Origin of the sequence: Pseudomonas sp. SMV71 (assembly GCF_052042015.1) — a bacterium.
GTDB lineage: Bacteria > Pseudomonadota > Gammaproteobacteria > Pseudomonadales > Pseudomonadaceae > Aquipseudomonas.
In genome coordinates, this window is record NZ_JBKGGU010000019.1 from 64,510 (window position 1) to 88,695 (window position 24,186).

Below are 24,186 nucleotides of genomic sequence, written 5' to 3' on the forward strand. Positions count from 1 at the left end.
CTGGAGGGCCGGCCAGTGTCGCCGCCCCCGATACCGATGGCAATGGTTGCGTTGCCGCGTGATTGGCCTCTAAGCTCAGTCGCCAATAACAAGCACGACCCGCCGAGGTTACTCCTATGCCGCAGCCATGGCCCGCCACCGCTATCGCCCGTTCGATCCTCGACGGTTTCGACGATTATCGCGAGCATTTTCGGCAGATTACCGACGGCGCCCGCGCCCGGTTCGAGCAGGCCCAGTGGCAGGAAGCGCAGGCGGCGTCGGCGGCGCGGATCAATCTGTACGAAGAAAAGGTCTTCGAAACCGTGGCCCGCCTGCGCCAGGCATTCGACGACGAGGCGCTGATGGATGTCGGCTGCTGGCCGTTGGTCAAGAGCGCGTACATCAGCCTGATCGACCTGCGTTTCGACGATGAGCTCTCGGAGACCTGGTACAACTCAATTTTCTGCGGGCTGTTCAGCCATGACCTGATCAGCGACGGCACCATGTTCATCCACACCACCCGGCCCAGCCTGCGCCGGGCCCGTGCCGCCCAGACCCGCACCTACAAGCCCCATGGCCAGCTCGATCGGATGCTCGGGCAGATCTTTGCCGACTACCGTTTCAGCAAAGACTACGCCGATCTGCCGGGTGACTTGCAGCGTCTTGAAGCGCAGTTGCGCGAGAACCTGCCGGACTGGGTCTGCAAGGACCCGGAGCTGACCGTGGAACTGTTCTCCTCGGTACTCTATCGCAACAAAGGCGCCTACCTGGTGGGCCGGATCTACACCCACGATGACCAATGGCCGTTGGTGATTCCGTTGTTGCACCGCGAGGGTCGGGGCATCCAGATCGACGCGCTGATCACCGATGAGGCGCAGGTCTCGATCATTTTCTCGTTCACCCGCTCGTACTTCATGGTGGACGTGCCGGTGCCGGCGGAATTCATTGGCTTTCTCAAGCGCATCCTGCCGGGCAAGCACGTCGCCGAGCTGTACACGTCCATCGGTTTTTACAAGCATGGCAAGTCGGAATTCTACCGGGCGCTGATCAATCACCTGGCGAACACCGACGATCGATTCATCATGGCACCGGGCGTGCGCGGCATGGTCATGAGCGTGTTCACCCTGCCGGGGTTCAACACCGTGTTCAAGATCATCAAGGACCGTTTCTCGCCGTCGAAGAATGTCGACCGGGCCACGGTGATCGAGAAGTACCGCCTGGTGAAGAGTGTCGACCGGGTCGGACGCATGGCCGATACCCAGGAGTTCGCCGATTTCCGTTTCCCACTGAGCAAGTTCGAGCCGGCGTGTCTTGAGGAACTGCTGGAAGTGGCGCCGTCCACGGTCTCGGTGCAAGGCGACACGGTGCTGATCCGCCACTGCTGGACCGAGCGGCGCATGACCCCGCTGAACCTCTACCTGGAAAACGCCAACGAAGCCCAGGTGCGCGAGGCGCTGGAGGACTATGGCCTGGCCATCAAGCAACTGGCGGCGGCCAATATCTTCCCCGGCGACATGCTGCTCAAGAACTTCGGCGTGACCCGCCATGGCCGCGTGGTGTTCTACGATTACGATGAAATCTGCTTCCTGACCGAAGCCAACTTCCGCCACATCCCTCAGCCTCGCACCCCGGAAGACGAAATGGCCTCCGAGCCCTGGTACTCCATCGGGCCGCTGGATGTGTTTCCCGAGGAATTCCCGCCGTTCCTGTTCGCCGACGCCGGGCAACGCAAGCTGTTCGATCAACTCCACGGCGAGCTGTACAACGCCGATTACTGGAAAGGATTGCAAGAGGCGATCCGCGCAGGGAAGGTGATCGATGTCTTCCCTTATCGGCGCAAGGGATAGAAGCAGCTTCAAGCTTCAAGCTTCAAGCTTCAAGCGGCAAGTTTCGAGTTTCCGGCCAACGCAGCTTGCAACTTGCAGCTTGCAGCTTGAAACTTGCCGCTGCTCCTTATCTCCCTTGCGTACCTGATGACTGACCAAGCCCCCGCTCTCGACAAGCTGCTGAAAAACCTCGACCACGCCATGCTCGCCGACCGTCATCGGTTGCGGCGCCAGTTGCTCGAGCTGCGCAAGAAACCCGACGAGGCCAAGCTCGCCCAGTGGGTGGCGCGCATGCAGGCGTCGTGCGATCAGGTGCTGGCGCGTAAAGCGAGCCTGCCGCTGATTCGCTATGACGACAATCTGCCGATTGCCGCCAAGCGCGATGAAATCAAGCAAGCGCTGCTCAAGCATCAGGTGTTGATCATCGCCGGTGAAACCGGTTCGGGTAAAACCACCCAGTTGCCGAAGATCTGCCTGGAAATCGGGCGCGGCCAGCATGGCTTGATCGGCCACACCCAACCCCGTCGGATCGCCGCCCGCAGCGTGGCCAGTCGCGTCGCCGAGGAACTGGCGACGCCCTTGGGCGCGCTGGTGGGATATCAGGTGCGGTTCGAGGACCAGAGCGATGCCAATACCCTGATCAAGCTGATGACCGACGGCATCCTGCTGGCCGAGACCCAGAACGACCGTTACCTGGAACGCTACGACACGATCATCGTCGACGAAGCCCACGAACGCAGCCTCAACATCGATTTCCTGCTGGGTTATCTCAAGACGCTGCTGCCGCGCCGCCCGGACCTGAAAGTCATCATCACATCGGCGACCATTGACCTGGAGCGCTTCTCCAGACACTTCGATGACGCGCCGATTGTCGAAGTCTCCGGCCGCACCTTCCCGGTGGAAACCTGGTATCGGCCGCTGACCCTGGAGCAGGACGAAGAAGGCAACCGGGTCGAAGATGACCTGACCGTCGACCAGGCGATCCTCGCCGCCCTCGATGAGATCGCCGCCCATGAGCGCAGCGAGCGGCGCAGTCCGGGCGATGTGCTGGTGTTCCTGCCAGGCGAGCGGGAGATTCGCGACGCGGCGGAAATGCTGCGCAAGGCCCAGCTCAAGCACACCGAGATCATGCCGTTGTATGCGCGTTTGTCGCCGGCCGAACAACAGCGGATTTTCCAGTCCCATCCGGGCCGTCGCGTGGTGCTGGCGACCAACGTCGCCGAAACCTCGCTGACCGTGCCGGGCATTCGCTACGTGATCGACAGCGGCACCGCACGCATCAGCCGCTACAGCTACCGGGCCAAGGTCCAGCGCCTGCCCATCGAAGCCATTTCCCAGGCCAGCGCCAACCAGCGCAAAGGGCGCTGTGGGCGGGTCGAGCCGGGGATCTGTGTGCGGTTGTACAGCGAGGAGGATTTCCTCGGCCGGCCGGAGTTCACCGACCCCGAGATCCTGCGCACCAACCTGGCGGCGGTGATCCTGCAGATGCTGCACCTGCGCCTGGGCGAGATTACCGACTTCCCGTTCATCGAGCCGCCGGATGGCAAGGCCATCAGTGACGGTTTCAACCTGCTGCAAGAGCTCTCGGCGGTGGATCGCAACGGCCAGTTGACCCCGCTCGGTCGGCAGTTGGCGCGCCTGCCGGTGGACCCGCGCATGGGCCGCATGCTCTTGGAAGCGGCGAAACTGGGCAGCCTCCAGGAAGTGCTGATCGTCGCCAGCGCCATGTCGATCCAGGATCCGCGCGAGCGCCCACCCGAGCGCCAGCAAGCCGCCGACCAAGCCCACGCCCAATGGAAAGACGCCGATTCGGATTTCGCCGGGCTGGTCAATCTGTGGCGTGGTTTCGAGGAGCAGCGCCAAGCGTTGACCGCCAACCCCTTGCGCAATTGGTGTCGCAAGAATTTCCTCAACTACTTGCGCCTGCGCGAGTGGCGTGATTCCCATCGCCAGTTGAGCCTGATCTGTCGCGACATGCAGCTGAGTCTCAACAAGGAACCGGCGGATTACCCGAAACTGCACAAGGCGGTGCTCTCGGGCCTGCTCAGCCAGATCGGCCAGAAAACCGAAGAGGGCGATTACCTCGGTGCCCGGCAGCGCCGGTTCTGGGTCCACCCGTCATCGGGCCTGGGCAAGAAGCGGCCGCAATGGCTGATGACCGCCGAGCTGGTGGAAACCACCAAGCTGTATGCGCGCATGGTCGCCAAGATCGAGCCGGACTGGATCGAGCCGCTGGCCGGGCACCTGATCAAGAAGAATCACTTCGAACCCCATTGGGAAAAGAAGCGTGGACAGGTGGTGGCCTATGAACAGATCACCCTGTTCGGGCTGATCGTGGTCGGTCGTCGGCCGGTGCATTACGGTCCGGTAGACCCAGCGGTGTCGCGGGAGCTGTTCATCCGCGAGGCGCTGGTGCGCGGCGAGATCCAGTCCCGAGCCAAATGCCTGGGGGCCAATACCCGGCTGCTGGAGCAGCTCGACGAACTGGAAGCCAAGGCCCGTCGTCGCGACATCCTGGCGGACGAAGAAACCCTGTTTGCGTTCTACGATGCGCGCCTGCCGGCGGAGATCCACCAGACCGCAACCTTCGACAGCTGGTACCGCATCAACAGCCAGAAAGACCCGCAACTGCTGATCATGCGCGAAGAAGACGTGCTGGCCCGCGAGGCCAATGAGGTCACCGCCGCGCATTACCCGGACACCTTGCGCGTCGGCGATTTGACCTTACCCCTGAGCTACCACTTCGAACCCAACCATCCCCGCGACGGCGTGACCCTGCGAGTGCCGGCGCCGCTGTTGCCGATGCTGCCGCCGGAGCGCCTGGAATGGCTGGTGCCGGGGATGATCGAGGCCAAGTGCATTGCCTTGGTGCGCAACTTGCCCAAGGCCCTGCGCAAGAACTTCGTGCCGGTGCCGGATTTCGTCAAGGCCGCGTTGCAACGCATTACTTTTGCCGAAGGCTCTTTGCCACAGTCCCTGGGGCGTGAGCTGTTGCGCATGACCGGGGCGCGGGTCAGTGACGAAGCCTGGGCCGAAGCCGCGCAGCAGGTCGAAAGCCATTTGCGCATGAACCTGGAAATCGTCGACGGCCAGGGCAAATTCCTCGGCGAAGGCCGTGACCTGGCCGAGCTGACGGCGCGCTTTGCCGAGGCCAGCCAGGCTGCGCTGGCCGTGCCGCAGACAGCCAAGAGCCAGGCGCCGGTAGAGGCGAAGATCTTTGCGCCAGTGGCGGAAAAAACCCAACAGAAGATCGCCGGTCTGTCGATGACGGTGTATCCGGCGCTGGTGGAAGAGGGCGGCGTGGTCAAGGAAGGCCGTTTCCCGACCCCGGCCGAGGCCGAATTCCAGCATCGCCGCGCCTTGCAACGCCTGTTGATGCAGCAACTGGCCGAGTCCGCCAAGTTCCTGCGCGGCAAGCTGCCAGGGTTGACCGAGCTGGGCCTGCTGTACCGCGAGCTGGGCCGCATCGACAGCCTGGTGGAAGACATCCTGCTGGCGAGCCTCGACAGCTGCGTGCTGGACGGCGAGGCGAGCCTGCCCCGCGACGGCGCTGCGCTGGCGTCCCTGGCCGAGCGCAAGCGCGGCGGCTGGACCGAGCACGCCGAGCGTCTGGCGAAGCTGACCCTGGACATCCTCAAGCTCTGGCACGGCCTGCAAAAACGCTTCAAGGGCAAGATCGACCTGGCCCAGGCCGTGGCGCTCAACGACATCAAGCAGCAGCTCAACCACTTGGTGTACCCGGGCTTCGTGCGCGAAACCCCACATCAATGGCTCAAGGAACTGCCGCGCTACCTCAAGGCCATCGAGCAGCGCTTCGAAAAACTCGGCAGTCAGGTGCAGAAGGACCGGGTCTGGAGTGGTGAGCTGTCGAACCTCTGGACGCAATACCAGGCCCGCGCCAGCAAACACGCCCAGGAAGGCAAGCGCGATCCGCAACTGGAACTGTACCGTTGGTGGCTGGAAGAATACCGGGTCTCGCTGTTTGCCCAGCAGTTGGGAACCAAGGTGCCGATTTCGGATAAGCGTTTGAGCAAGCAGTGGGGGCAGGTGGAGCCTTGATCAGATCCAGATGACCCCCTGGCCCCTGTGGGAGCGAGCCTGCTCGCGATAGCGGTGTGTCAGTGACAGATGTGGTGACTGACACTCCATTATCGCGAGCAAGCTCGCTCCCACAGGGGATTTGTGTCTGGATTGACGGACCATGGGCCAAACCCCAGCGTTTATGGCAAACTTCGCGCCTATAAATGCCGGCCCTGTGGTTTTGAGCTTCAATGCCACGGGCGGATCGGAATAAAGCGATGCCAGGTCTGCCTTCCCTGGATGGGAAAAGACCCTTTGCGTATTGGTACGTCGGTGCCAATGCTTTCTGCCTGAACAGATCAGAGACACGACCATGCATAACGTCGTCATCAGCGGCACCGGCCTGTACACCCCGGCCAACAGCATCTCCAACGAAGAGCTGGTGCACTCTTTCAACACCTACGTCGCGCAGTTCAACGCCGACAACGCCGAGGCCATCGAGCGCGGCGAAGTCCAGGCGCTGACCGAATCCAACGCGGCGTTCATCGAAAAAGCCTCCGGCATCAAGAGCCGCTTTGTCATGGACAAGGACGGTATCCTCGACCCGCAACGCATGACCCCGCGCCTGCCCGAGCGCTCCAACGAAGAATGGTCGGTCCTCTGCGAAATGGCCGTGGCTGCCGCCAGACAGGCTCTTGAGCGCGCCGGTCGCACGGCGGCCGACATCGATGGGGTGATCGTCGCCTGTTCCAACTTGCAGCGTCCGTACCCGGCCATTGCCATCGAAGTCCAGGAAGCTTTGGGCATCGAAGGTTTCGGTTTCGACATGAACGTGGCCTGTTCTTCAGCGACCTTCGGCATCCAGGCGGCAGCCAACAGCGTGCAACTGGGCCAGGCGCGGGCGATCCTGATGGTCAACCCGGAGGTCTGTACCGGTCACCTGAACTTCCGCGACCGCGACAGCCACTTCATCTTCGGCGATGCGGCCACGGCCGTGATCATCGAACGGGCCGACCAGGCGACCTCGTCGTACCAGTTCGACGTGGTCAGCACCAAGTTGCTTACCAAGTTCTCCAACAACATCCGCAACAACTTCGGCTTCCTCAACCGCGCCGCAGAAGAGGGCGTCGGCAGCCGTGACAAGCTGTTCGTCCAGGAAGGCCGCAAGGTGTTCCGCGACGTCTGCCCGATGGTCGCCGAGCTGATCGGTGCCCACCTGGAGGAAAACCAGCTGAACGTCGCCGATGTGAAGCGCTTCTGGCTGCACCAGGCCAACCTGAGCATGAACCAGCTGATCGTGCGCAAGCTGCTGGGCCGCGAAGCCACCGAAGAAGAAGCGCCGGTGATCCTCGACCGCTACGCCAACACCAGCTCGGCCGGCTCGGTGATCGCCTTCCACAAATACCAGGACGACCTGCCCAGCGGCTCGGTCGCGGTCCTCAGTTCGTTCGGCGCCGGGTATTCGATTGGCAGCGTGATTTTGCGCAAGCGCTGATCCAGCCCTGCCACCCTCTGTGGCAAGTGGAGTTTCTGTGGCGAGGGAGCTTGCTCCCGCTGGGTCGGTCCGACGCCTCGGGCGAAGCAGCCCCCCAGATCGTGCGGTCGCTGCGCAACCGAGCGGGAGCAAGCTCCCTCGCCACAAAAGCAGCATCAGGCCTCTCCCCATCTATCAGCCTGTACAAAACCCCTGTGGGAGCGAGCCTGCTCGCGATAGCGGTATGTCAGTGGCAAATCTGTTAACTGACTCACCTCTATCGCGAACAGGCTCGCTCCCACAGGGTTTCGGCGTTTGCCGTTATTCACTTTCGAAGTAAAAAGTTCCCCTGTCATAAAATCTTTATCTGATGGCAACTTGCCTGACACAACCTGCCGCCAAGATCCCCTCCCAACACCAGCGGGCCCGTTTCCGCGTGTTTTCCAACGCATAGACTACCAACAGGGGAATTCTTCGATGATCCGTAAGCACTTCGCAGGTGTTGCCGCCAGCGCACTGGCAATGGCAGTAACCGCCCAGGCTTTCGCCGGCACCGTCACCACCGACGGCGCCGATATCGTGGTCAAAACCAAGGGCGGCCTTGAGGTCGCTACCACTGACAAAGAGTTCAGCTTCAAGCTTGGCGGTCGTTTGCAGGCTGACTACAGCCAGTTCGACGGGATCTACACCGACAACGGCAAATCGGCCGACGCCGCCTACATCCGCCGCGCCTTCCTGGAACTGTCCGGCGTGCTGTACACGGATTGGGCCTACACCATCAACTACGACATGTCCCACAACAGTGGCGACTCCGATAACGGCTACTTCGACGAAGCGTCCCTGGCCTACAACGGCTTCAAGCCGGTCTCCATCAAGGTCGGTCGTTTCGACCCCGACTTCGGCCTGGAAAAAGCCACCAGCTCCAAGTGGGTCACTGCGCCTGAGCGTAACGCCGCTTATGATCTGATCGACTGGACCAACAGCCACCAGAACGGCCTGGGCCTGCAAGCCTCCAGCACTTTCGCCGATTCGTTCTACGCCTCGGCCGGTGTGTTCAGCAAAGACACCGACGACACCGACGGCGACAGCGTCAAGCAGGTCAACGGCCGCTTCGTCTTCGCCCCGATGCACGACGCCGGCAACGTGTTGCACTTCGGTGTGAACGTGGCTTCGCGTGACGTCTCCGACACCGTGTTCGATGCTCGTTATCGCTCCCGCCTGGGCATGCGTGGCGTGGAAACCCTCGGCGGCAACGATGCCGGCCCTAACGGCAACCGTCCGGTACTGGGCGGCGCCAACAACTCGCCGGCCGGCTCCTACGACCGCGACACCGCGTTCGGCCTGGAAGCCGCTTTCGCCATGGGCCCAGCCTCTATCCAGGGCGAATACATCACCCGCAAGACTAAGGCTGACGCCGACGGTTTCGAAGACATCAAGGGCCACGGCTTCTATGTCCAGGGCGCTTACACCCTCACCGGTGAATCCCGTGGCTATAAAGTCGGCAAGTTCGATGCCATCAAGCCTCAGAACAAGTCCATCGGCGCCTGGGAAGTGTTCTATCGCTACGACAGCCTGACCGTCGAAGACGACAACATCACCACCGCCAGCGCCACCCGTGACGTCGGCGATGCCGAAGCCAAGGTTCACAACCTGGGCGTGAACTGGTACGCCAACGAAGCGGTGAAAATCTCCGCGGCGTACATCAAGGCCAAGACCGACAAAGTCACCAACGTCAACGGCGATGACGATGGCGATGGTTTTGTCATGCGCGCCCAGTACGTGTTCTAAGGCACGTACCTGATACACCGCTTTAACTTCATCCGTTAACGCTCCTTTTTCAACCCCGCCTCTGGCGGGGTTTTTTTGAGCTGCATTTGGGGGAAGCACTGTATGGGCAGTCACCTGTCAACCCTGACAGTTTCGGCGTATCAGTAAAGCGTGCTTACTTTCCCCAGTCACAATGGGCTCATGTGGAGAGTCGCCATGGCGGGATCAGATAAAGAAGGCCAACCCGGGTCCAATGGACCCGCCTCAAATAAGGGCGACTGGCCGACCGAAACGGCTGCTCGATTCCACTATGACGCGCTGGATGGCTTGATCGGACGCACTACATCCGCCGGAAAGGAACAACGGTTCTACCGAAACGATGAGTTGGCGAACGAAGTCAGCGGGACCGTCAGCACGACCTTTGTCCGCGCAGAGGGCGTCGTGCTCGCCGAGCATCAGACCGGCGGTGATCTCGGGCCTATGTTGCTGGTGGGCGATGATAAGAACAGTGTGCTGGGTGAACTGACTCAACGGGGCCTCAAGGGCATCGCTTATTCACCTTACGGCCATCGTACCGATGAAGCATTAGCGAGCAGCCACTTGGGGTACAACGGCGAGCGGCGTGAAAGGCAAACCGGATGGTATTTGCTCGGCAATGGTTATCGAGTGTTCAACCCCCGGCTGATGAGGTTTCACAGCCCCGACAATTTGAGCCCGTTTGGAAAGGGGGGGGTGAATGCGTATATGTATTGCGTGGGGGATCCGGTTAACAGTGTGGACCCTACAGGGCATACAGTTGCAGGTGATGTTTTAAGGTTTTTCCGGGTTACCACTAATTCGCCTAGTTATCTTCCTGGTGCTACAAGCTCACCCAGCAGTTTTCTCAGAACTAAGGCGAGTAAAGTGACGGATGCATCTATTAAAACTATATCGCGTGATGATATTGAGGCTCTCCGACAAAGAAAGCTATTTTACGAAACCACCGCTGTTGCGCGGAAAGCAGATCATGTGACTAATTTGTTTAAGAGGCGTTTGGAGCGATCATTTGCTCGGGTTGAGCATGAGCGCGCTATTCAAGCGTCTTTACTGGCTAGTAAGGAATACGATTTCGCTATATTGAATCACGGTAAGGATGGTATTACCAGGCATAGCGCCTTGGATTTCAAAATAATAGCAGAGGCTTATAGAAGGGGAGTGGCATTAAAAAGTGGAGTGGAACAAGAGGCATATTTTAAAAAGTTTAAACTTTCAGAGGATGAGATGAAAAACATTCGTGGGGCGAATGTTGATAGAGCTCCATCCGGACAGTGAAGAGCAGACTGTAAAATCTTTCCGCTTATCGTTCCTCTTCTCCAAATCAGCGATACTCTCCCATTCGCCGCCTGGACTTCGGGAATCCTCATGCCGCTTCACGTTCTGAACAACCTATCCTCCATCGCGCCTCGGCAGTGGGACGCGCTGGTACCCGCCAATCAGCCATTCCTGCGCCACGCCTTCCTCAGCTCCTTGGAAGACAGCGCCAGCCTCGGCCCACAGTCCGGCTGGCAAAGCGAACACCTGCTACACATCGAAGACGGTCGTCTGCTCGCAGCCTTGCCCAGTTATCGCAAATGGCATTCCTACGGCGAGTACGTGTTCGACCACGGCTGGGCCGATGCCTGTGCCCGGGCCGGCATCGACTATTACCCCAAGTTGCTGACGGCGGTGCCGTTCAGTCCGGTCAGTGGCCCGCGTCTGTTGGCGGCGCGGGTCGAGGATGGCCTGGCGTTGCTGGGCAGCGTGCCGGGTTATCTGGAAATCGAAGGGCTTTCCAGCGCCCACATCAACTTTACCGATGCGTTCACCGACACGGCGCTGGCCGGGCAGGAGGGCTGGCTGCAGCGGATCGGCTGCCAGTATCACTGGCGCAATCGAGGTTATCGGGATTTCCAGGACTTTCTCGACGCCCTCAGTTCGCGCAAGCGCAAGCAGATGCGCAAGGAGCGCGAGCAGGTGGCGGGGCAGGGCATCGAGTTCGAATGGCTTGAAGGTCATCAACTGGACGAGGCGCAGTGGGATTTTGTCTACGCCTGTTACGCCAACACCTACGCGGTGCGTCGACAGGCGCCGTATCTGACGCGGGCGTTCTTCAGCCTGCTGGCCGAACGCATGCCCGAGGCGATTCGCGTGGTGCTTGCCAAGCAAGGTTCACGGTCGGTGGCGATGGCGTTCAGTCTGGTGGGGGACGACAGTTTCTATGGGCGGTATTGGGGTTGCCTGGCGGAGTTTGACCGCCTGCACTTCGAGACCTGTTTCTACCAAGGGATGGACTACGCGATTGCCCATGGCTTGCAGCGTTTCGATGCCGGCGCCCAGGGCGAGCACAAATTGATCCGGGGGTTCGAGCCGGTGATTACCCGCTCGTGGCATTACTTGCGCCATCCGGGGTTGAAGGCGGCGGTCGAGGATTTTCTCGTTCGCGAGCAGCAAGGGGTGTTGGCCTACGCCGAAGAGGCCAGGACGGCACTGCCTTATCGGCAGTGCTGATAGCTGCTGACTCGCGTGCAACCTTGTGGCGAGGGAGCTTGCTCCCGCTGGGCTGCGTAGCAGCCCTAATCAACTGACCTTCAACTCATGCATTGAGGCTTAAATCTCAGGGGGGCGCTTCGCACCCCAGCGGGAGCAAGCTCCCTCGCCACGGGGTTGGTGTGCTCAGTCAATCCCCACAAATCCACCCGTCTGATGCTGCCACAACCGCGCATACAACCCGCCATGGGCCAGCAACTCGGCGTGGCTGCCGGTTTCGGCGATGCGACCGTTTTCCAGGACTACCAGGCGATCCATCCGGGCGATGGTCGAGAGGCGGTGGGCGATGGCGATCACGGTCTTGCCTTGCATCAGGGTTTCCAGGCTTTCCTGGATCGCGGCTTCGACTTCCGAGTCCAGTGCCGAGGTCGCTTCGTCCATGATCAGGATCGGCGCATCCTTGAGCAGCACCCGCGCAATCGCGATGCGCTGGCGCTGGCCGCCGGACAGTTTCACCCCGCGTTCCCCCACGTGAGCATCGAAGCCGGTGCGGCCTTCAGCGTCCGACAGCAATGGGATGAACTCATCGGCGCGAGCCTTGTGCACCGCTTCCCAGAGTTGCGCATCGGTGGCGTCGGGCTTGCCGTACAGCAGGTTGTCGCGAATCGAGCGGTGCAGCAGCGAGGTGTCCTGGGTGATCATGCCGATACGTTCGCGCAGGCTTTCCTGGCTGACTTCGGCAATGTTCTGGCCGTCGATGAGAATCCGCCCGCCCTGCACGTCGTACAGGCGCAGCAGCAGGTTGACCAGGGTCGATTTGCCGGCGCCGGACGGGCCGATCAGGCCGATTTTCTCGCCGGGCCTGATGGTCAGGTCAAGGTCGCTGATCACCCCGCTTTTCTTGCCGTAGTGGAAATCCACATGCTCGAAGCGCACCTCGCCACGGGCTACCGCCAGGGGCCTGGCCTGGTCGCGGTCGGTGACGCTGACCGGCTGGGCGATGGTCTCCAGGCCGTCCTGGACCATGCCGATGTTTTCGAAGATGCCGTTGACCACCCACATGATCCAGCCGGACATGTTGACGATGCGGATCACCAGGCCGGTGGCCAGGGCAATCGCGCCGACGCTGATCAGCGACTGCGTCCACAGCCACAGCGCAAGACCGGTGGTGCCGACGATCAGCAGGCCGTTCATGCTGGTGATGACCACGTCCATGCTGGTTACGACACGGCCGGCCAACTGGGCTTTTTCGGTCTGTTCCTGGATTGCTTCGCGGGCGTACTGCTGCTCGAAGTGGGTATGGGCGAACAGTTTCAGAGTGGTGATGTTGGTATAGCCATCGACGATCCGGCCCATGAGTTTGGAGCGGGCATCGGACGACACCACCGAACGTTCCTTGACCCTGGGCACGAAGTAATAGAGTGCGCCGATGTATGCGGCAATCCACAGCAGCAGCGGGATCATCAGGCGCCAGTCGGCTTCGGCGAACAGCACCAGTGAACTGATGGCGTAGATCAGCACATGCCACAACGCGTCCACGGCCTGGACCGCCGAGTCGCGCAGGGAGTTGCCGGTCTGCATAATCCGCTGGGCGATGCGCCCGGCGAAGTCGTTCTGGAAGAAGTTCAGGCTCTGCTTGAGCACGTAGCTGTGGTTCTGCCAGCGGATCAGGCTGGTCATGCCGGGGCTCAGTGTCTGGTGCACCAGCAGGTCATGCAGGGCCACGAAGATCGGCCGGAACACCAGCGCCACCACGGCCATCCAGGCCAGTTCGAGGCCGTGGATCTTGAAGAAGTCGGCGTTGGGCGTGCCTTGGGTCAGGTCGATGATGCGGCTCAGGTAGCTGAACAACGCCACCTCGATCATTGCACCGATCAGGCCGACCACCAGCAGCACGGCGAAGCTGGGCCAGACTTGTTTCAGGTAATAGGTGTAGAAGGGCAGGACGCGGTTGGGCGGGGCCGAAGTCGGCGCGTCGCGGAAGATGTCGATCAGTGTTTCGAAACGGCGGTAAACCATGGGTCAATAGCCCGGGCCGGGCTCTCCTTTTTTGCTGTGAGCGGCGCGCGATTGCCGTCGCCGCTCAGGCTTGCCCTGTGGGGTCAGTCGAGGCGCTTGGCCGACTTGATGATCACAGGGTCGACCGGCACGTTTTGCATGCCTTGTTTGGTGGTGGTCTGGGAGTTGACGATGATGTCCACCACGTCCATGCCCTTGACCACTTTGGCGAAGACCGCGTAGCCGGCGTCACGGCCCGGATCGAGGAAGGCGTTGTCGGCTACGTTGATGAAGAACTGGCTGGTGGCCGAGTCCGGGTTGGACGTGCGCGCCATCGACAGGGTGCCACGAACGTTATGCAGGCCGTTGCTGGCTTCGTTCTTGATCGGCGCCTTGGTGTCTTTCTGCACCATCTGTTGGGTGAAACCACCGCCCTGGGCCATGAAGCCCGGGATCACCCGGTGGAAGATGGTGCCGTTGTAGAAGCCGCTGTCCACGTAGTCCAGGAAGTTCTTGGTACTGATGGGGGCCTTGACCGGGTCCAGTTCGATTTCGATCTGGCCGTTGGTGGTGTCCAGCAGTACATGGGGTGCCTTGGCAGGTTGAGCGGCCATCAGATTGGCGGCAAACAGTACGGTGCCGGCGGCGAGGGCAATCTTTTTCAGCATGGGTCAGTGGTCCTGAGTGGTGGAGTCGGTTGCGGTCAAAAAGTCGAGCAGGGTCTGGTTGAAGCGTTCCGGTTGATCCAGCGGCGTAGCGTGCCGTGAATCGGTGATGACCACCAGCCGTGCGTTGGGTAGCCGTTTTACATAGGCTTCTTTAAGCGCCACCGGGGTGTAGTCGTGATCGGCGCAGATGACGAGGGTTGGACAGGCGACCTGCGACAGTCGTTCCTGCACGCCCCAGCCTACGATGGCGTCGAAACTGGCGAGATAAGCATGTTTGTCGTTCTTTGCCCAGCGCCGGGCCATTTCCAGGCGTAACTCGCTTTGCTCAGGCTTGGGGAACAACTTGGCGCCCAGGGCCTTGCCGATGCGTTCCAGGCTGAGCAGGCGCATCAGGCTCCAGCGCTTGAACCATTGCCAGCGATCATCAAGGGTGCGGACTTTGACTTCAGGGGCGCTGTTGACGATGCACAGGCTTTTGACTCGCCGGGGTTCATCCACCGCCAGTTGAAAACAGATCATGCCGCCCATGGACCAGCCCACCAGATGCACCGGGCCCAGGTCGAGGTGCTCGATCAGCGCCAGCAGGTCTTCGCTGAAGCCCTCGATGCTGTAGCGCTCGCGGGGCTTGTCGGAACGCCCGTGGCCGCGCACGTCCACCACGATCAGGCGGTAGTGGGCGGACAGCACAGGGATCTGTTTTTCCCAATCCAGGGTGCTGGAGCCCAACCCGTGAACCAGCACCAGAGGCGCGCCGTGGCCATATTCTTCGTAGTGCAGGCTGCAATCTTCGTGGACGAAATAGGCCATCGGCGAAATCCTTGTCAGGCTTGTTCAGGAGCGGCGAACGGCGCATCCAGCGGCGCGGTGTCGAAGGTGCGCAACAGTTCGACGAGAATCTGCGTGGCCGGCCCCAGCGGTTTTTCCTTGTTCGAAAACAGATAGAAGGTCGAGTTTCGGCTGCCTCCCTGTTCCAAGGGTAGACGCTTGAGCAGACCTTCCTTGAGTTCTCGCTCGATCATGTGCCGGGGCAGCCAGGCGAAACCCAGGCCGCTGCCGACGAAGGTCGCGGCGGTCGCCAGGCTGCCCACGGTCCAGCGCTGTTCGGCGCCCAGCCAGCCGACATCGCGCGGTTGCTGGCGACCGGAGTCGCGGATGACCACTTGCAACTGGCTTTCCAGATCCTGGAAGTTCAGCTCGCGGTTGAGCCGGTGCAGGGCATGCTCAGGATGGGCCACGGCGACGAATTCCACGTCGCTCAACTCCGCGCCCAGGTAGCCAGGGATGCTGAAGCCGCTGATCGCCAGGTCGGCCACGCCTTCGAGCAGCACCTCCTCGACCCCCGACAACACCTCTTCGCGCAGGCGTACCCGGCAACCGCGGCTTTGCGGCATGAACGCGGTCAAGGCACGCACGAGGCGGGCGTTGGGATAGGCGGCGTCGACCACCAGGCGTACTTCCGCCTCCCAGCCCTGTTCCATGTGATGGGCCAGGTCTTCGAGTTGGCTGGCCTGTTTCACCAGTTGCCGGGACCGACGCAGCAGTACGCCGCCGGCTTCGGTCAGCACCGCCTTGCGCCCGTCGATACGCAGCAACGGCACGCCGAGCTGATCCTGCATGCGGGCCACGGTGTAACTCACCGACGACTGGGAGCGGTGCAAGACTTCAGCGGCCTGGGCGAAGCCGCCGTGGTCCACCACGGCCTGCAACGTTCGCCATTGATCAAGGGTCACGCGGGGCGCTTTCATATTGAGCTCCTCTTGTCCTAAGCTGGGGGTCCCCTGGTGGAGACTGCCGAATGAAGAAAATCTGCTGCGCGGTACTGGCCTTGCTGCCGCTGACTGCCTTTGCCTACCCGATCGACGTGGAAAAACACCTCAATGGCCTGAGCATCGACTACAACGCCTATGACACCGATGCCGACATCGGTTCAATCCAGGTCAACAACTACGGCAGCACCGACGCGGCCTGCACCGTGGTGTTCCGCAACGGCCCCGAAGCGCCGCGCACCCGCAAGATCGAAGTCGCTGCCGGCAAGTTCAAGAACGCCACGGCCAAATTCAACCGCGACATCATTAAGCTGCGCATCGTGTTGACCTGCCAGCCGAAATAACCGGCAGCGGAGCAGCGCGTACGGCGTGCTCCGCTTATAAACGAATTTATCGATGCTTTGCAGCAATTATTTGCGCTTTTTCATCGATACGACGGCGTTTAACCTTCGCTCCATCGACTGACAACATTCTCAGATGGAGCCTACATCCCATGTCCCGCGTTCTGATCATCGAAAGCAGTGCCCGCCAGCAAGACTCGGTTTCCCGTCAACTGACCCAGACCTTCATCAGCCAGTGGAAAGCCGCACACCCGACCGACGAAATCAGCGTCCGTGACCTGGCGATCAATCCGGTGCCACACCTGGATGCGCACTTGCTGGGCGGCTGGATGAAGCCCGCCGAACAACGCAGCGACACCGAAAACGCTTCGCTGGAACGCTCCAACGAACTGACCGATGAGCTGCTGGCTGCCGACGTACTGGTCATGGCCGCGCCGATGTACAACTTCGCCATCCCCAGCACCTTGAAGGCCTGGCTCGACCATGTGCTGCGTGCCGGCGTGACCTTCAAATACACCCCGACCGGCCCCCAAGGCCTGCTGAGCGGCAAGCGCGCCTTCGTACTGACCGCTCGCGGCGGCATCCATGCCGGCGGCAGCACCGATCACCAGGAACCTTACCTGCGTCAGGTCATGGCCTTCATCGGTATCCACGACGTGACCTTCATCCACGCCGAAGGCATGAACCTGGGCGGCGACTTCCAGGAGAAGGGCATCAATCAGGCCAACGCCAAACTGTCCCAGGTCGCCTGATCCGTTAATCCTCCGGTAATCGCCAGGTGGTCTAGTGACCTGGCGCTTCCCTTCAAACTGTTTTGCGCATCGAACCTCCCTTTGCACTTGTTGCTCCTGAGTGCAGTAGCCCGATTGAACGCTTTAGCGAGATCGGGCTTTTTTTTGCCCGCGATTTACTGGCCGCTGAAATGATCCTGTGGGCGAGCTTGCTCGCGATAGCGGTGTGTCAGTCAGCCGCTATGTCTCTGATGCACCGCCATCGCGAGCAAGCTCGCTCCCACATTGGGGAGTGTGGTGCCCGCAGATCTTGCGTTCGCCGCCAATCCTGTGGGAGCGAGCCTGCTCGCGATGCTATCTGTCAGTGACAGATCTGCTGGCTGACCCACCGTCATCGCAAGCAAACTCGCCCCCACAGCTCAAAACCGCTATCTTCGCCGCCATTCGAAACGAGGGGCGTATGGGCTATCTACTTTTTGTGACGCTGATCCAGGCATTTTCCTTCAGCCTGATCGGCGAATACCTGGCCGGGCATGTCGACAGTTACTTTGCGGTGCTGGTGCGGGTGGTGCTGGCGGGGCTGGTGTTCATTCCATTGACGCGCTGGCGCCAGGTCGAGCCGGCGTTCATGCGCGGCATGTTGTTGATAGGCGCGTTGCAGTTCGGCGTCACCTACGTGTGCCTATACCTGAGCTTCCGGGTGCTGACCGTGCCCGAGGTGCTGCTTTTCACCATCCTCACACCGTTGCACGTGACCCTGATCGAAGATGCCCTGAACCGTCGCTTCAATCCCTGGGCACTGATCGCGGCACTGGTGGCCGTGGCCGGTGCGGCGGTGATTCGCTACGACCGGATCAATCCGGATTTCTTCATGGGCTTCCTGCTGCTGCAACTGGCCAACTTCACCTACGCGGCCGGGCAGGTGCTGTACAAGCATCTGGTAGCACGCCATCCGAGCGATCTGCCGCATTACCGGCGATTCGGCTATTTCTACCTTGGCGCGCTGGCGGTGGCGTTGCCGGCCTTCCTGTTGTTCGGCAAATCCGACTTCTGGCCTGAAGCACCACTGCAATGGGGCGTGCTGGTATTCCTTGGCCTGGTCTCCACCGCGCTCGGGCTCTATTGGTGGAACAAGGGCGCGTGCCTGGTCAACGGCGGGACGCTGGCGGTGATGAACAACCTGCACGTACCGGTGGGGCTGTTGTTGAACCTGCTGATCTGGAACCAGCATGAGGAACTGGGGCGATTGCTGCTGGGCGGGACGGTGATTCTGGCGGCGGTGTGGATCAGTCGGTTGGGGGTGCGCCAGCCTCAGCCTTCACCCTGAACACTGTGGGAGCGAGCTTGCTCGCGATAGCCGATCATCAGTCAGCATCTATGTTTCTGACACACCGCTATCGCGAACAAGTTCGCTCCCACAGGGGGGGTGGTTGGCTTTAGACCACCTGCTTCTGTGGCTCCGGCAGGTGGCTTGCCCCCAGCACCGCTGGCAGCAAACCCGAGCGCAGGTCCGTGCCACTGGGCTGCTGATACAGGTTCAACCCGAACTCCGGCATCACCGCCAGCAGGTAATCGAAGATATCCCCCTGGATCCGTTCATAGTCGGCCCACACCGTGGTGCCGGTGAAGCAGTAGATTTCCAGCGGGATGCCCTGGGCCGTGGTTTGCAACTGGCGGACCATGCAGGTCATGTTCGGTTGGATCTCGGGATGGCTCTTCAGGTACGCCAAGGCATAGGCGCGGAAGGTGCCCAGGTTGGTCATCCGCCGACGGTTGGCCGACATGGCCGCCACGTTGCCCTGGGCCTCGTTCCAGGCCTTGAGCTCGGCCTGTTTGCGGCTGATGTAGTCAGTCAGCAGGCGCACCTGAGTCAGGCGCTGTTCTTCCTCATCGTGCAGAAATCGCACGCCGCTGGCGTCGATGAACAGGCTGCGCTTGATCCGTCGCCCGCCGGATTGCTGCATGCCGCGCCAGTTCTTGAACGATTCGGACATCAGCCGCCAGGTGGGAATCGAGACGATGGTCTTGTCGAAATTCTGCACCTTGACCGTGTGCAGGGTGATGTCCACCACGTCACCGTCGGCTCCTACCTGGGGCATCTCGATCCAGTCGCCGACCCGCAGCATGTCGTTGCTGGTCAATTGCACGCTGGCGACGAACGACAACAGCGTGTCCTTGTACACCAACAGGATCACCGCCGACATCGCACCCAAACCCGACAGCAGTAACAGTGGCGAACGGTCGATCAGTGTGGCGACGATGATGATCGCGCCGAACACATACAGGACCATTTTCGTCAGTTGCACATAGCCCTTGATCGAGCGGGTACGCGCATGTTCGGTGCGGGCGTAGACATCCAGCAGGGCGCTGAGCAGGGCACTGATGGCCAGCACCATGAACAGAATAGTGAAGGCCGTGGCAACATTGCCGAGCAATACCAGGCTGGTCTTGCCCAGTTCCGGCACCAGGTGCAGGCCGGACTGGATGATCAGCGAGGGGGTGGTCTGCGCCAGGCGATGGAAAACCTTGTTCTGGCGCAGGTCGTTGATCCAGTACAAGGCGGGCTGGCGGCCCAGCAACTTGGCGCCGTGCAGGATCAGGTAGCGCGCCACGCGCCCGAACACCAGGGCGATGGTCAGCAGCAGCAACAGGCCGAGGCTGGAATGCAGGAGCGGGTGCTGGTCTAAGGCACCCCAGAGGTCTTGGAGGTTGACCCAGAGCTGTTTGATATCCATGGACGAAACGATTCTTCTATAAAGGACGCGACGGCGCGATTAGAGCATTTAAGCCGGTCCAGGTGACTGTTAGCGGCGTACTGCTTGAAAAAATGCCACTGATTGTCGGCGTTTGCAGAAAGAAACTCGGCCTTCGCGCTCGAAACCGTTACCCTATGCAGCTGTTTTTTTGCATTTCTTCGAGGTAGCACCCGTGTTTTCCGAATTCGCCCTGCACGAACGCCTGCTCAAAGCCGTGGCCGAGCTTAAATTTGTCGAGCCAACGCCGGTGCAGGCAGCGGCTATTCCGCTCGCGCTCCAGGGGCGTGACCTGCGGGTGACGGCGCAGACCGGCAGCGGCAAGACCGCCGCGTTCGTGCTGCCGATCCTCAACCGCCTGATCGGCCCGGCCAAGATTCGCGTCAGCATCAAGACCCTGATCCTGCTGCCAACCCGTGAACTGGCCCAGCAGACCTTGAAGGAAGTGGAGCGCTTTTCGCAGTTCACCTTCATCAAGTCCGGCCTGATCACCGGTGGCGAAGATTTCAAGGTCCAGGCCGCCATGCTGCGCAAGGTCCCGGATATCCTGATCGGTACGCCGGGGCGGATGATCGAGCAACTGAACGCCGGCAACCTTGACCTCAAGGAAGTCGAAGTGCTGGTGCTGGACGAAGCCGACCGCATGCTGGACATGGGCTTTGCCGAAGACGTGCAACGCCTGGTGGACGAATGCGCCAACCGCCAGCAGACCATGCTGTTCTCCGCCACCACTGGCGGCTCCGGCCTGCGCGAGATGGTCGCCAAGGTGCTGAACAACCCGGAGCACTTGCAACTCAACGCGGTCAGCCAACTGAACTCCACCACCCGCCAGCAGATCATCACGGCGGACCACAACCAGCACAAAGAGCAGATCGTGAACTGGTTGCTGGCGAACGAGACCTACGAAAAGGCCATCGTCTTCACCAACACCCGGGCCATGGCCGACCGCATCTACGGGCGCCTGGTAGCCCAGGAATACAAGGCGTTCGTGCTGCACGGCGAGAAAGACCAGAAGGACCGCAAGCTGGCGATCGATCGTCTGAAGCAGGGCGGGGTGAAGATCCTGGTTGCCACCGACGTCGCCGCCCGCGGCCTGGACGTGGAAGGCCTGGACCTGGTCATCAACTTCGACATGCCCCGCAGCGGCGACGAATACGTGCACCGCATCGGTCGTACCGGCCGCGCCGGCAACGATGGCCTGGCGATCTCGCTGATCTGCCACGGCGACTGGAACCTGATGTCGAGCATCGAGCGCTACCTCAAGCAGAGCTTCGAGCGCCGTACCATCAAGGAAGTCAAAGGCACCTACGGCGGACCGAAAAAGGTCAAGGCCTCGGGCAAGGCCGTGGGCGCGAAGAAGAAAAAAGTCGACGCCAAGGGCGACAAGAAGAAAACCGCCGCCAAGGCCCCGACCAAACGCAAGACCGCCAACCGTCCGAAAAGCGACGCGCCATCGCTGGTCAGCAAAGACGGCATGGCCCCGCTCAAACGCCGTAAGCCAGAGGCTCCGGCGGCTGAGTGAGCCGGCGCTGCTTTGTGAAAAACCGGACCTGTGTCCGGTTTTTTTATGTATGAAAACCAACGCTCAAGCTTCGCGCGGCCCCCGTGGCGAGGGAGCTTGCTCCCGCTGGACTGCGCAGCAGGCCCAACGATAGCGGCCTGCTCATCAGCTCCATTGGTTGTTTACCTGAGCAGAAGGGGCGCTTCGCACCCCAGCGGGAGCAAGCTCCCTCGCCACAAAAGCAGGGTGGAGTCTGGCTTTGGTTAATCAACCTGCCTTTTTCTCGGCGTCTTTAAGCTCTTCCAAACGCTTGTCGATCAGCTGGCACTTGTCCGGCAGCTCCTTGCTGGCCGTTTCCAGGTCCATGGCCTGGAGTTCTTCATTCATTTCCTTGGCCTTGGCCGGGTTCTGCTGGGTGAGCCGGGTCACTTCCTGGGCCAGTTGTTCACGCTTGGCGGTGGCTTCCTCGGGGGTGCAGGCCCAGACGGGCAGGGCGCTGGCGAGGGCGGTGGCGAGGGTGAGCTGCATGAGGGTTTTCATGGGGGGGCCTCGTATTCCTTGTTGGGCAGGTAAAAGGTTGAGGTCGATGCAGGGAGGAAAGTTCATTACCGAGGCTTGGTTGTCGTCCGTTTCCCGCAGCGTTCTAAGACCCTTCCAGTCGCTGGAAGAGACATTTCTGGCCGTTATAGAGGGGAGGGGCTGTTATCCACACCACGTAATACAGCGCGGTCATAAGTCCGTCCTGTTTTGTGGGTAACTTTCACGCCCTCTGAGCTATTCCATTTCTATCGCTTTGTGCGGTTGTGCCATCAAGCTCCAAGACAAAAAAACAACAAAAAAGGGACAGAATTGAAGAGGGCTGGTCTTGGCCTATGGTGATAGTTGCGAACTCACACACCAGCGAATCGCGGGTTCAATCGTATCCTTTGATTGCAACTTGTTTATTGAAATGTGAAACGGGCGACGTCAAATCGCCCGTTTCCTTTACTCCGCCGCTTGCGCCCGCAAGCGTCTCCCAATCACGTCCATCACATCACACCCATCGCGCAGCGATATCGTCAGCATTTTGCAGAAATCGGTAAGCACCAACGTGTCGGAGCTGATATCCGAGCGGAAGGCGATGTTCTCAAGCAACTGTGTCACAGTGCGGATGCGGTAGTCGGCGGTTTCGAAGAGGACGTCGAGTGGGGCTTCGGTGTCGATCAGCAGGGTTGCTGGGGTGATGTCGATACCGGTGATAGGCATGTATCGGGTCATAAGTTGTAGCCTCGTTTGATTTAGTGAGAGCTACTCGTTAGCAGGTCGCCAAACCTGAGCCGCCATTGGGGCGACGAGGGACTTTAAGCTTCCTGTTCCAAACGCCGCAAGCCACCGCTTTCCGAGCTTTATGTAGGAACTCTGACCTGCATGCGGTCGGGTTTTTGACTGCGTTGGGGCAGGCAAAGCGGGCGCCTGCTGCGCAGTCGAGCGGGAGCAAGCTCCCTCGCCACAGGCGGTGCTCGACTGGTGACCTGGGCGTCAGCTATGGCAGCAGTTGTGGGGCTTGGCGTCTTCGTATTTGTCGTGATGGCGTACCCAATCCATGATTTCGTCTTCGTTGCGGCCTTTGGGGGTCAGGTCGAGGTAGTGGTAGGTGCCGACCAGCATATCCAGGCCGCGGGCGTAGGTGGAGTAGGTGTGGAAGATGTCGCCGGCTTGGTTGCGATAGAAGACGCTCAGGCCGGGGAGTTCGGTGGCGGTGGTGTCGGTTTTTTCGTAGTTGTAGGTGGCTTTGCCGCTAGTGAGGTCTTCGGCGTTGAAGCTGACGCCGAAGTCGTGGTTGAAGTCGCAGCCGTGTGACGAGACCCAGTCGAAGGTCCAGCCCATGCGGCGTTTGAAGGGTTGGAATTCGGCGAAGGGCGCACGGGAGACCGCGACCACGGCGACGTCGTGGTGGGCCAGGTGTTGGTTGGCGCCGTCGATGTGGTCGGACAGGAAGGAGCAGCCTTGGCAGCCTTCTTCCCAGCCGGGGCCGAACATGAAGTGGTAGATGATCAGTTGGCTGCGGCCGCCAAACAGGTCGGCCAGGCTCAGGTCGCCCTGGGGTCCCTGGAAGCGGTAGGGTTTGTCGATTCTGACCCAGGGCAGGGCGCGGCGTTCGGCGCTGAGTCTGTCGCGTTCGCGGGTGAAGGCCTTTTCGTGGGCCAGGTGTTCGCGGCGGGCGGCGAGCCATTCTTCTCGCGAGACGACGCGATGGTTCTCTACGTTCATGGTGGTTTCTCCTGTTGGCAGAGGTGCTTCAGGAATTGGTCGTCTGGCCTGGGGGGAATTCGACAGGCCGTTGGTCGGCTGGTGGCATGGCCCACCGGGAAGCTCGGCTGAACGGCGGCGCAGCGCTTGGGTCACAGATTAGGTAGGCATCTCACTCTTTGGAGGATGGATCAGGATGACGACTTATAACTGGGACTTGATCGAGAAGTTGTTGCACGAAGTGCAGAACGGCGCCGGCCACAGTTTTACGCCTCGGCCTTATGCGGAGGAGTACGCAGCGCAGAAGGCGGCGGCGGGTGAGGACATCGAGAACCTCGATCATCTGAAAGCGGTCGCTGGGGAGTACGAAAAGTTACTGCTTGAGCGTGGCTATATCGAGCCTCGTCCGGAGGAAGAGGGCGGCAATGGCGAGAATTTTGTGCTGACGCCCCGTGGCTCGCGGTTGTTGAGCCTGATCGACAGCAGCATTCCGGGTAATGATCATCCGCGCCAAGTGCTGGATGAGCAGGAAGATGCGCTGGATGAGTTTACGTTTGATGATTTGGCTTCGAAGGCGCAGATAGCCTGACGGGCGATGCACTGCCTATCCCTGTGGGAGCGAGCCTGC

The 24,186-nt window shown here is 60.8% G+C and carries 19 protein-coding genes; 11 read left to right on the top strand and 8 right to left on the bottom strand.

Going from position 1 to position 24,186, the window contains the following annotated elements; genetic code table 11:
- Positions 1–116: 116 nt before the first annotated feature.
- From aceK to ACLEJQ_RS19580, 6 genes are all read left to right on the top strand, one after another.
- A complete protein-coding gene (gene aceK, locus ACLEJQ_RS19555; RefSeq protein ID WP_440797598.1) occupies positions 117–1,826 on the top strand; it encodes a bifunctional isocitrate dehydrogenase kinase/phosphatase in 1,710 nt (569 codons plus the stop codon).
- A 126-nt stretch (positions 1,827–1,952) separates the two neighbouring features.
- Positions 1,953–5,864 carry an ATP-dependent RNA helicase HrpA gene (hrpA, locus tag ACLEJQ_RS19560; protein WP_440797600.1) on the top strand — a complete coding sequence of 1,304 codons (3,912 nt, stop codon included), beginning with the start codon at positions 1,953–1,955 and terminating at the stop codon, positions 5,862–5,864.
- A 334-nt stretch (positions 5,865–6,198) separates the two neighbouring features.
- A complete protein-coding gene (locus ACLEJQ_RS19565) occupies positions 6,199–7,320 on the top strand; it encodes a beta-ketoacyl-ACP synthase III (protein WP_440797601.1) in 1,122 nt (373 codons plus the stop codon).
- 456 nt (positions 7,321–7,776) lie between these two features.
- A complete protein-coding gene (locus ACLEJQ_RS19570) occupies positions 7,777–9,087 on the top strand; it encodes an OprO/OprP family phosphate-selective porin (protein ID WP_440797603.1) in 1,311 nt (436 codons plus the stop codon).
- Positions 9,088–9,282: 195 nt separating this feature from the next.
- Positions 9,283–10,377 (top strand): RHS repeat-associated core domain-containing protein, encoded by a 1,095-nt coding sequence (locus ACLEJQ_RS19575; protein WP_440797605.1) that lies wholly within the window; start codon positions 9,283–9,285, stop codon positions 10,375–10,377.
- A 90-nt stretch (positions 10,378–10,467) separates the two neighbouring features.
- Entirely contained in the window at positions 10,468–11,592 is a 1,125-nt protein-coding gene (locus ACLEJQ_RS19580; protein ID WP_440797607.1) for a GNAT family N-acetyltransferase, read from the top strand.
- Positions 11,593–11,757: 165 nt separating this feature from the next.
- Here ACLEJQ_RS19580 and ACLEJQ_RS19585 read toward each other — a convergent pair whose 3' ends face one another.
- From ACLEJQ_RS19585 to ACLEJQ_RS19600, 4 genes are all read right to left on the bottom strand, one after another.
- On the bottom strand, positions 11,758–13,590 hold the full coding sequence (locus tag ACLEJQ_RS19585) for an ABC transporter ATP-binding protein (protein WP_440797609.1): 1,833 nt from the start codon (positions 13,588–13,590) through the stop codon (positions 11,758–11,760).
- Between the two features lie 83 nt (positions 13,591–13,673).
- Positions 13,674–14,237: a peptidylprolyl isomerase gene (locus ACLEJQ_RS19590; RefSeq protein WP_440797611.1), complete on the bottom strand. Its 564-nt coding sequence runs from the start codon at positions 14,235–14,237 to the stop codon at positions 13,674–13,676.
- A gap of 3 nt (positions 14,238–14,240) precedes the next feature.
- Positions 14,241–15,044 carry an alpha/beta fold hydrolase gene (locus ACLEJQ_RS19595; protein WP_440797613.1) on the bottom strand — a complete coding sequence of 268 codons (804 nt, stop codon included), beginning with the start codon at positions 15,042–15,044 and terminating at the stop codon, positions 14,241–14,243.
- A 14-nt stretch (positions 15,045–15,058) separates the two neighbouring features.
- Positions 15,059–15,982: a LysR family transcriptional regulator gene (locus ACLEJQ_RS19600; protein ID WP_440797615.1), complete on the bottom strand. Its 924-nt coding sequence runs from the start codon at positions 15,980–15,982 to the stop codon at positions 15,059–15,061.
- 50 nt (positions 15,983–16,032) lie between these two features.
- On the opposite strand from ACLEJQ_RS19600, the gene ACLEJQ_RS19605 reads away from it, so the two are divergent.
- The 3 genes from ACLEJQ_RS19605 to ACLEJQ_RS19615 all read left to right on the top strand — a co-directional run bounded on the left by ACLEJQ_RS19605 (position 16,033) and on the right by ACLEJQ_RS19615 (position 18,402).
- The gene (locus ACLEJQ_RS19605; RefSeq protein WP_440797617.1) at positions 16,033–16,347 is read left to right on the top strand and encodes a 3-phosphoglycerate kinase; all 315 of its coding nucleotides are present in this window, start codon (positions 16,033–16,035) and stop codon (positions 16,345–16,347) included.
- Between the two features lie 149 nt (positions 16,348–16,496).
- Positions 16,497–17,096, top strand: coding sequence for an FMN-dependent NADH-azoreductase (locus ACLEJQ_RS19610; RefSeq protein ID WP_440797619.1), 600 nt, complete (start codon positions 16,497–16,499; stop codon positions 17,094–17,096).
- 439 nt (positions 17,097–17,535) lie between these two features.
- Positions 17,536–18,402 carry a carboxylate/amino acid/amine transporter gene (locus ACLEJQ_RS19615; RefSeq protein ID WP_440797621.1) on the top strand — a complete coding sequence of 289 codons (867 nt, stop codon included), beginning with the start codon at positions 17,536–17,538 and terminating at the stop codon, positions 18,400–18,402.
- Positions 18,403–18,511: 109 nt separating this feature from the next.
- Here ACLEJQ_RS19615 and ACLEJQ_RS19620 read toward each other — a convergent pair whose 3' ends face one another.
- Positions 18,512–19,810 carry a mechanosensitive ion channel family protein gene (locus ACLEJQ_RS19620; RefSeq protein ID WP_440797623.1) on the bottom strand — a complete coding sequence of 433 codons (1,299 nt, stop codon included), beginning with the start codon at positions 19,808–19,810 and terminating at the stop codon, positions 18,512–18,514.
- A gap of 193 nt (positions 19,811–20,003) precedes the next feature.
- On the opposite strand from ACLEJQ_RS19620, the gene ACLEJQ_RS19625 reads away from it, so the two are divergent.
- A complete protein-coding gene (locus tag ACLEJQ_RS19625; RefSeq protein WP_440797625.1) occupies positions 20,004–21,350 on the top strand; it encodes a DEAD/DEAH box helicase in 1,347 nt (448 codons plus the stop codon).
- A 246-nt stretch (positions 21,351–21,596) separates the two neighbouring features.
- On the opposite strand, the gene ACLEJQ_RS19630 is transcribed toward ACLEJQ_RS19625, so the two are convergent.
- The 3 genes from ACLEJQ_RS19630 to ACLEJQ_RS19640 form a co-directional block, all read right to left on the bottom strand.
- A complete protein-coding gene (locus ACLEJQ_RS19630) occupies positions 21,597–21,869 on the bottom strand; it encodes a hypothetical protein (protein WP_440797627.1) in 273 nt (90 codons plus the stop codon).
- A 444-nt stretch (positions 21,870–22,313) separates the two neighbouring features.
- Positions 22,314–22,586 (bottom strand): hypothetical protein, encoded by a 273-nt coding sequence (locus ACLEJQ_RS19635; protein ID WP_440797629.1) that lies wholly within the window; start codon positions 22,584–22,586, stop codon positions 22,314–22,316.
- Positions 22,587–22,847: 261 nt separating this feature from the next.
- Positions 22,848–23,579 (bottom strand): DUF899 domain-containing protein, encoded by a 732-nt coding sequence (locus tag ACLEJQ_RS19640; protein ID WP_440797631.1) that lies wholly within the window; start codon positions 23,577–23,579, stop codon positions 22,848–22,850.
- A gap of 175 nt (positions 23,580–23,754) precedes the next feature.
- Between ACLEJQ_RS19640 and ACLEJQ_RS19645 the strand changes: the two genes are divergently transcribed.
- Positions 23,755–24,147, top strand: a complete 393-nt coding sequence (locus ACLEJQ_RS19645; RefSeq protein WP_440797633.1) for a transcriptional regulator — start codon at positions 23,755–23,757, stop codon at positions 24,145–24,147.
- The last annotated feature ends 39 nt before the right edge of the window (positions 24,148–24,186 follow it).

Coding starts and splice junctions, on each gene's coding strand:
- ACLEJQ_RS19585 (WP_440797609.1), bottom strand. CDS start 13,590: ATGGTTTACCGCCGTTTCGAAACACTGATCGACATCTTCCGCGACGCG.
- ACLEJQ_RS19610 (WP_440797619.1), top strand. CDS start 16,497: ATGTCCCGCGTTCTGATCATCGAAAGCAGTGCCCGCCAGCAAGACTCG.
- ACLEJQ_RS19595 (WP_440797613.1), bottom strand. CDS start 15,044: ATGGCCTATTTCGTCCACGAAGATTGCAGCCTGCACTACGAAGAATAT.
- ACLEJQ_RS19615 (WP_440797621.1), top strand. CDS start 17,536: ATGGGCTATCTACTTTTTGTGACGCTGATCCAGGCATTTTCCTTCAGC.
- hrpA (WP_440797600.1), top strand. CDS start 1,953: ATGACTGACCAAGCCCCCGCTCTCGACAAGCTGCTGAAAAACCTCGAC.
- aceK (WP_440797598.1), top strand. CDS start 117: ATGCCGCAGCCATGGCCCGCCACCGCTATCGCCCGTTCGATCCTCGAC.
- ACLEJQ_RS19565 (WP_440797601.1), top strand. CDS start 6,199: ATGCATAACGTCGTCATCAGCGGCACCGGCCTGTACACCCCGGCCAAC.
- ACLEJQ_RS19580 (WP_440797607.1), top strand. CDS start 10,468: ATGCCGCTTCACGTTCTGAACAACCTATCCTCCATCGCGCCTCGGCAG.
- ACLEJQ_RS19605 (WP_440797617.1), top strand. CDS start 16,033: ATGAAGAAAATCTGCTGCGCGGTACTGGCCTTGCTGCCGCTGACTGCC.
- ACLEJQ_RS19630 (WP_440797627.1), bottom strand. CDS start 21,869: ATGAAAACCCTCATGCAGCTCACCCTCGCCACCGCCCTCGCCAGCGCC.
- ACLEJQ_RS19575 (WP_440797605.1), top strand. CDS start 9,283: ATGGCGGGATCAGATAAAGAAGGCCAACCCGGGTCCAATGGACCCGCC.
- ACLEJQ_RS19570 (WP_440797603.1), top strand. CDS start 7,777: ATGATCCGTAAGCACTTCGCAGGTGTTGCCGCCAGCGCACTGGCAATG.
- ACLEJQ_RS19645 (WP_440797633.1), top strand. CDS start 23,755: ATGACGACTTATAACTGGGACTTGATCGAGAAGTTGTTGCACGAAGTG.
- ACLEJQ_RS19635 (WP_440797629.1), bottom strand. CDS start 22,586: ATGACCCGATACATGCCTATCACCGGTATCGACATCACCCCAGCAACC.
- ACLEJQ_RS19600 (WP_440797615.1), bottom strand. CDS start 15,982: ATGAAAGCGCCCCGCGTGACCCTTGATCAATGGCGAACGTTGCAGGCC.
- ACLEJQ_RS19620 (WP_440797623.1), bottom strand. CDS start 19,810: ATGGATATCAAACAGCTCTGGGTCAACCTCCAAGACCTCTGGGGTGCC.
- ACLEJQ_RS19590 (WP_440797611.1), bottom strand. CDS start 14,237: ATGCTGAAAAAGATTGCCCTCGCCGCCGGCACCGTACTGTTTGCCGCC.
- ACLEJQ_RS19640 (WP_440797631.1), bottom strand. CDS start 23,579: ATGAACGTAGAGAACCATCGCGTCGTCTCGCGAGAAGAATGGCTCGCC.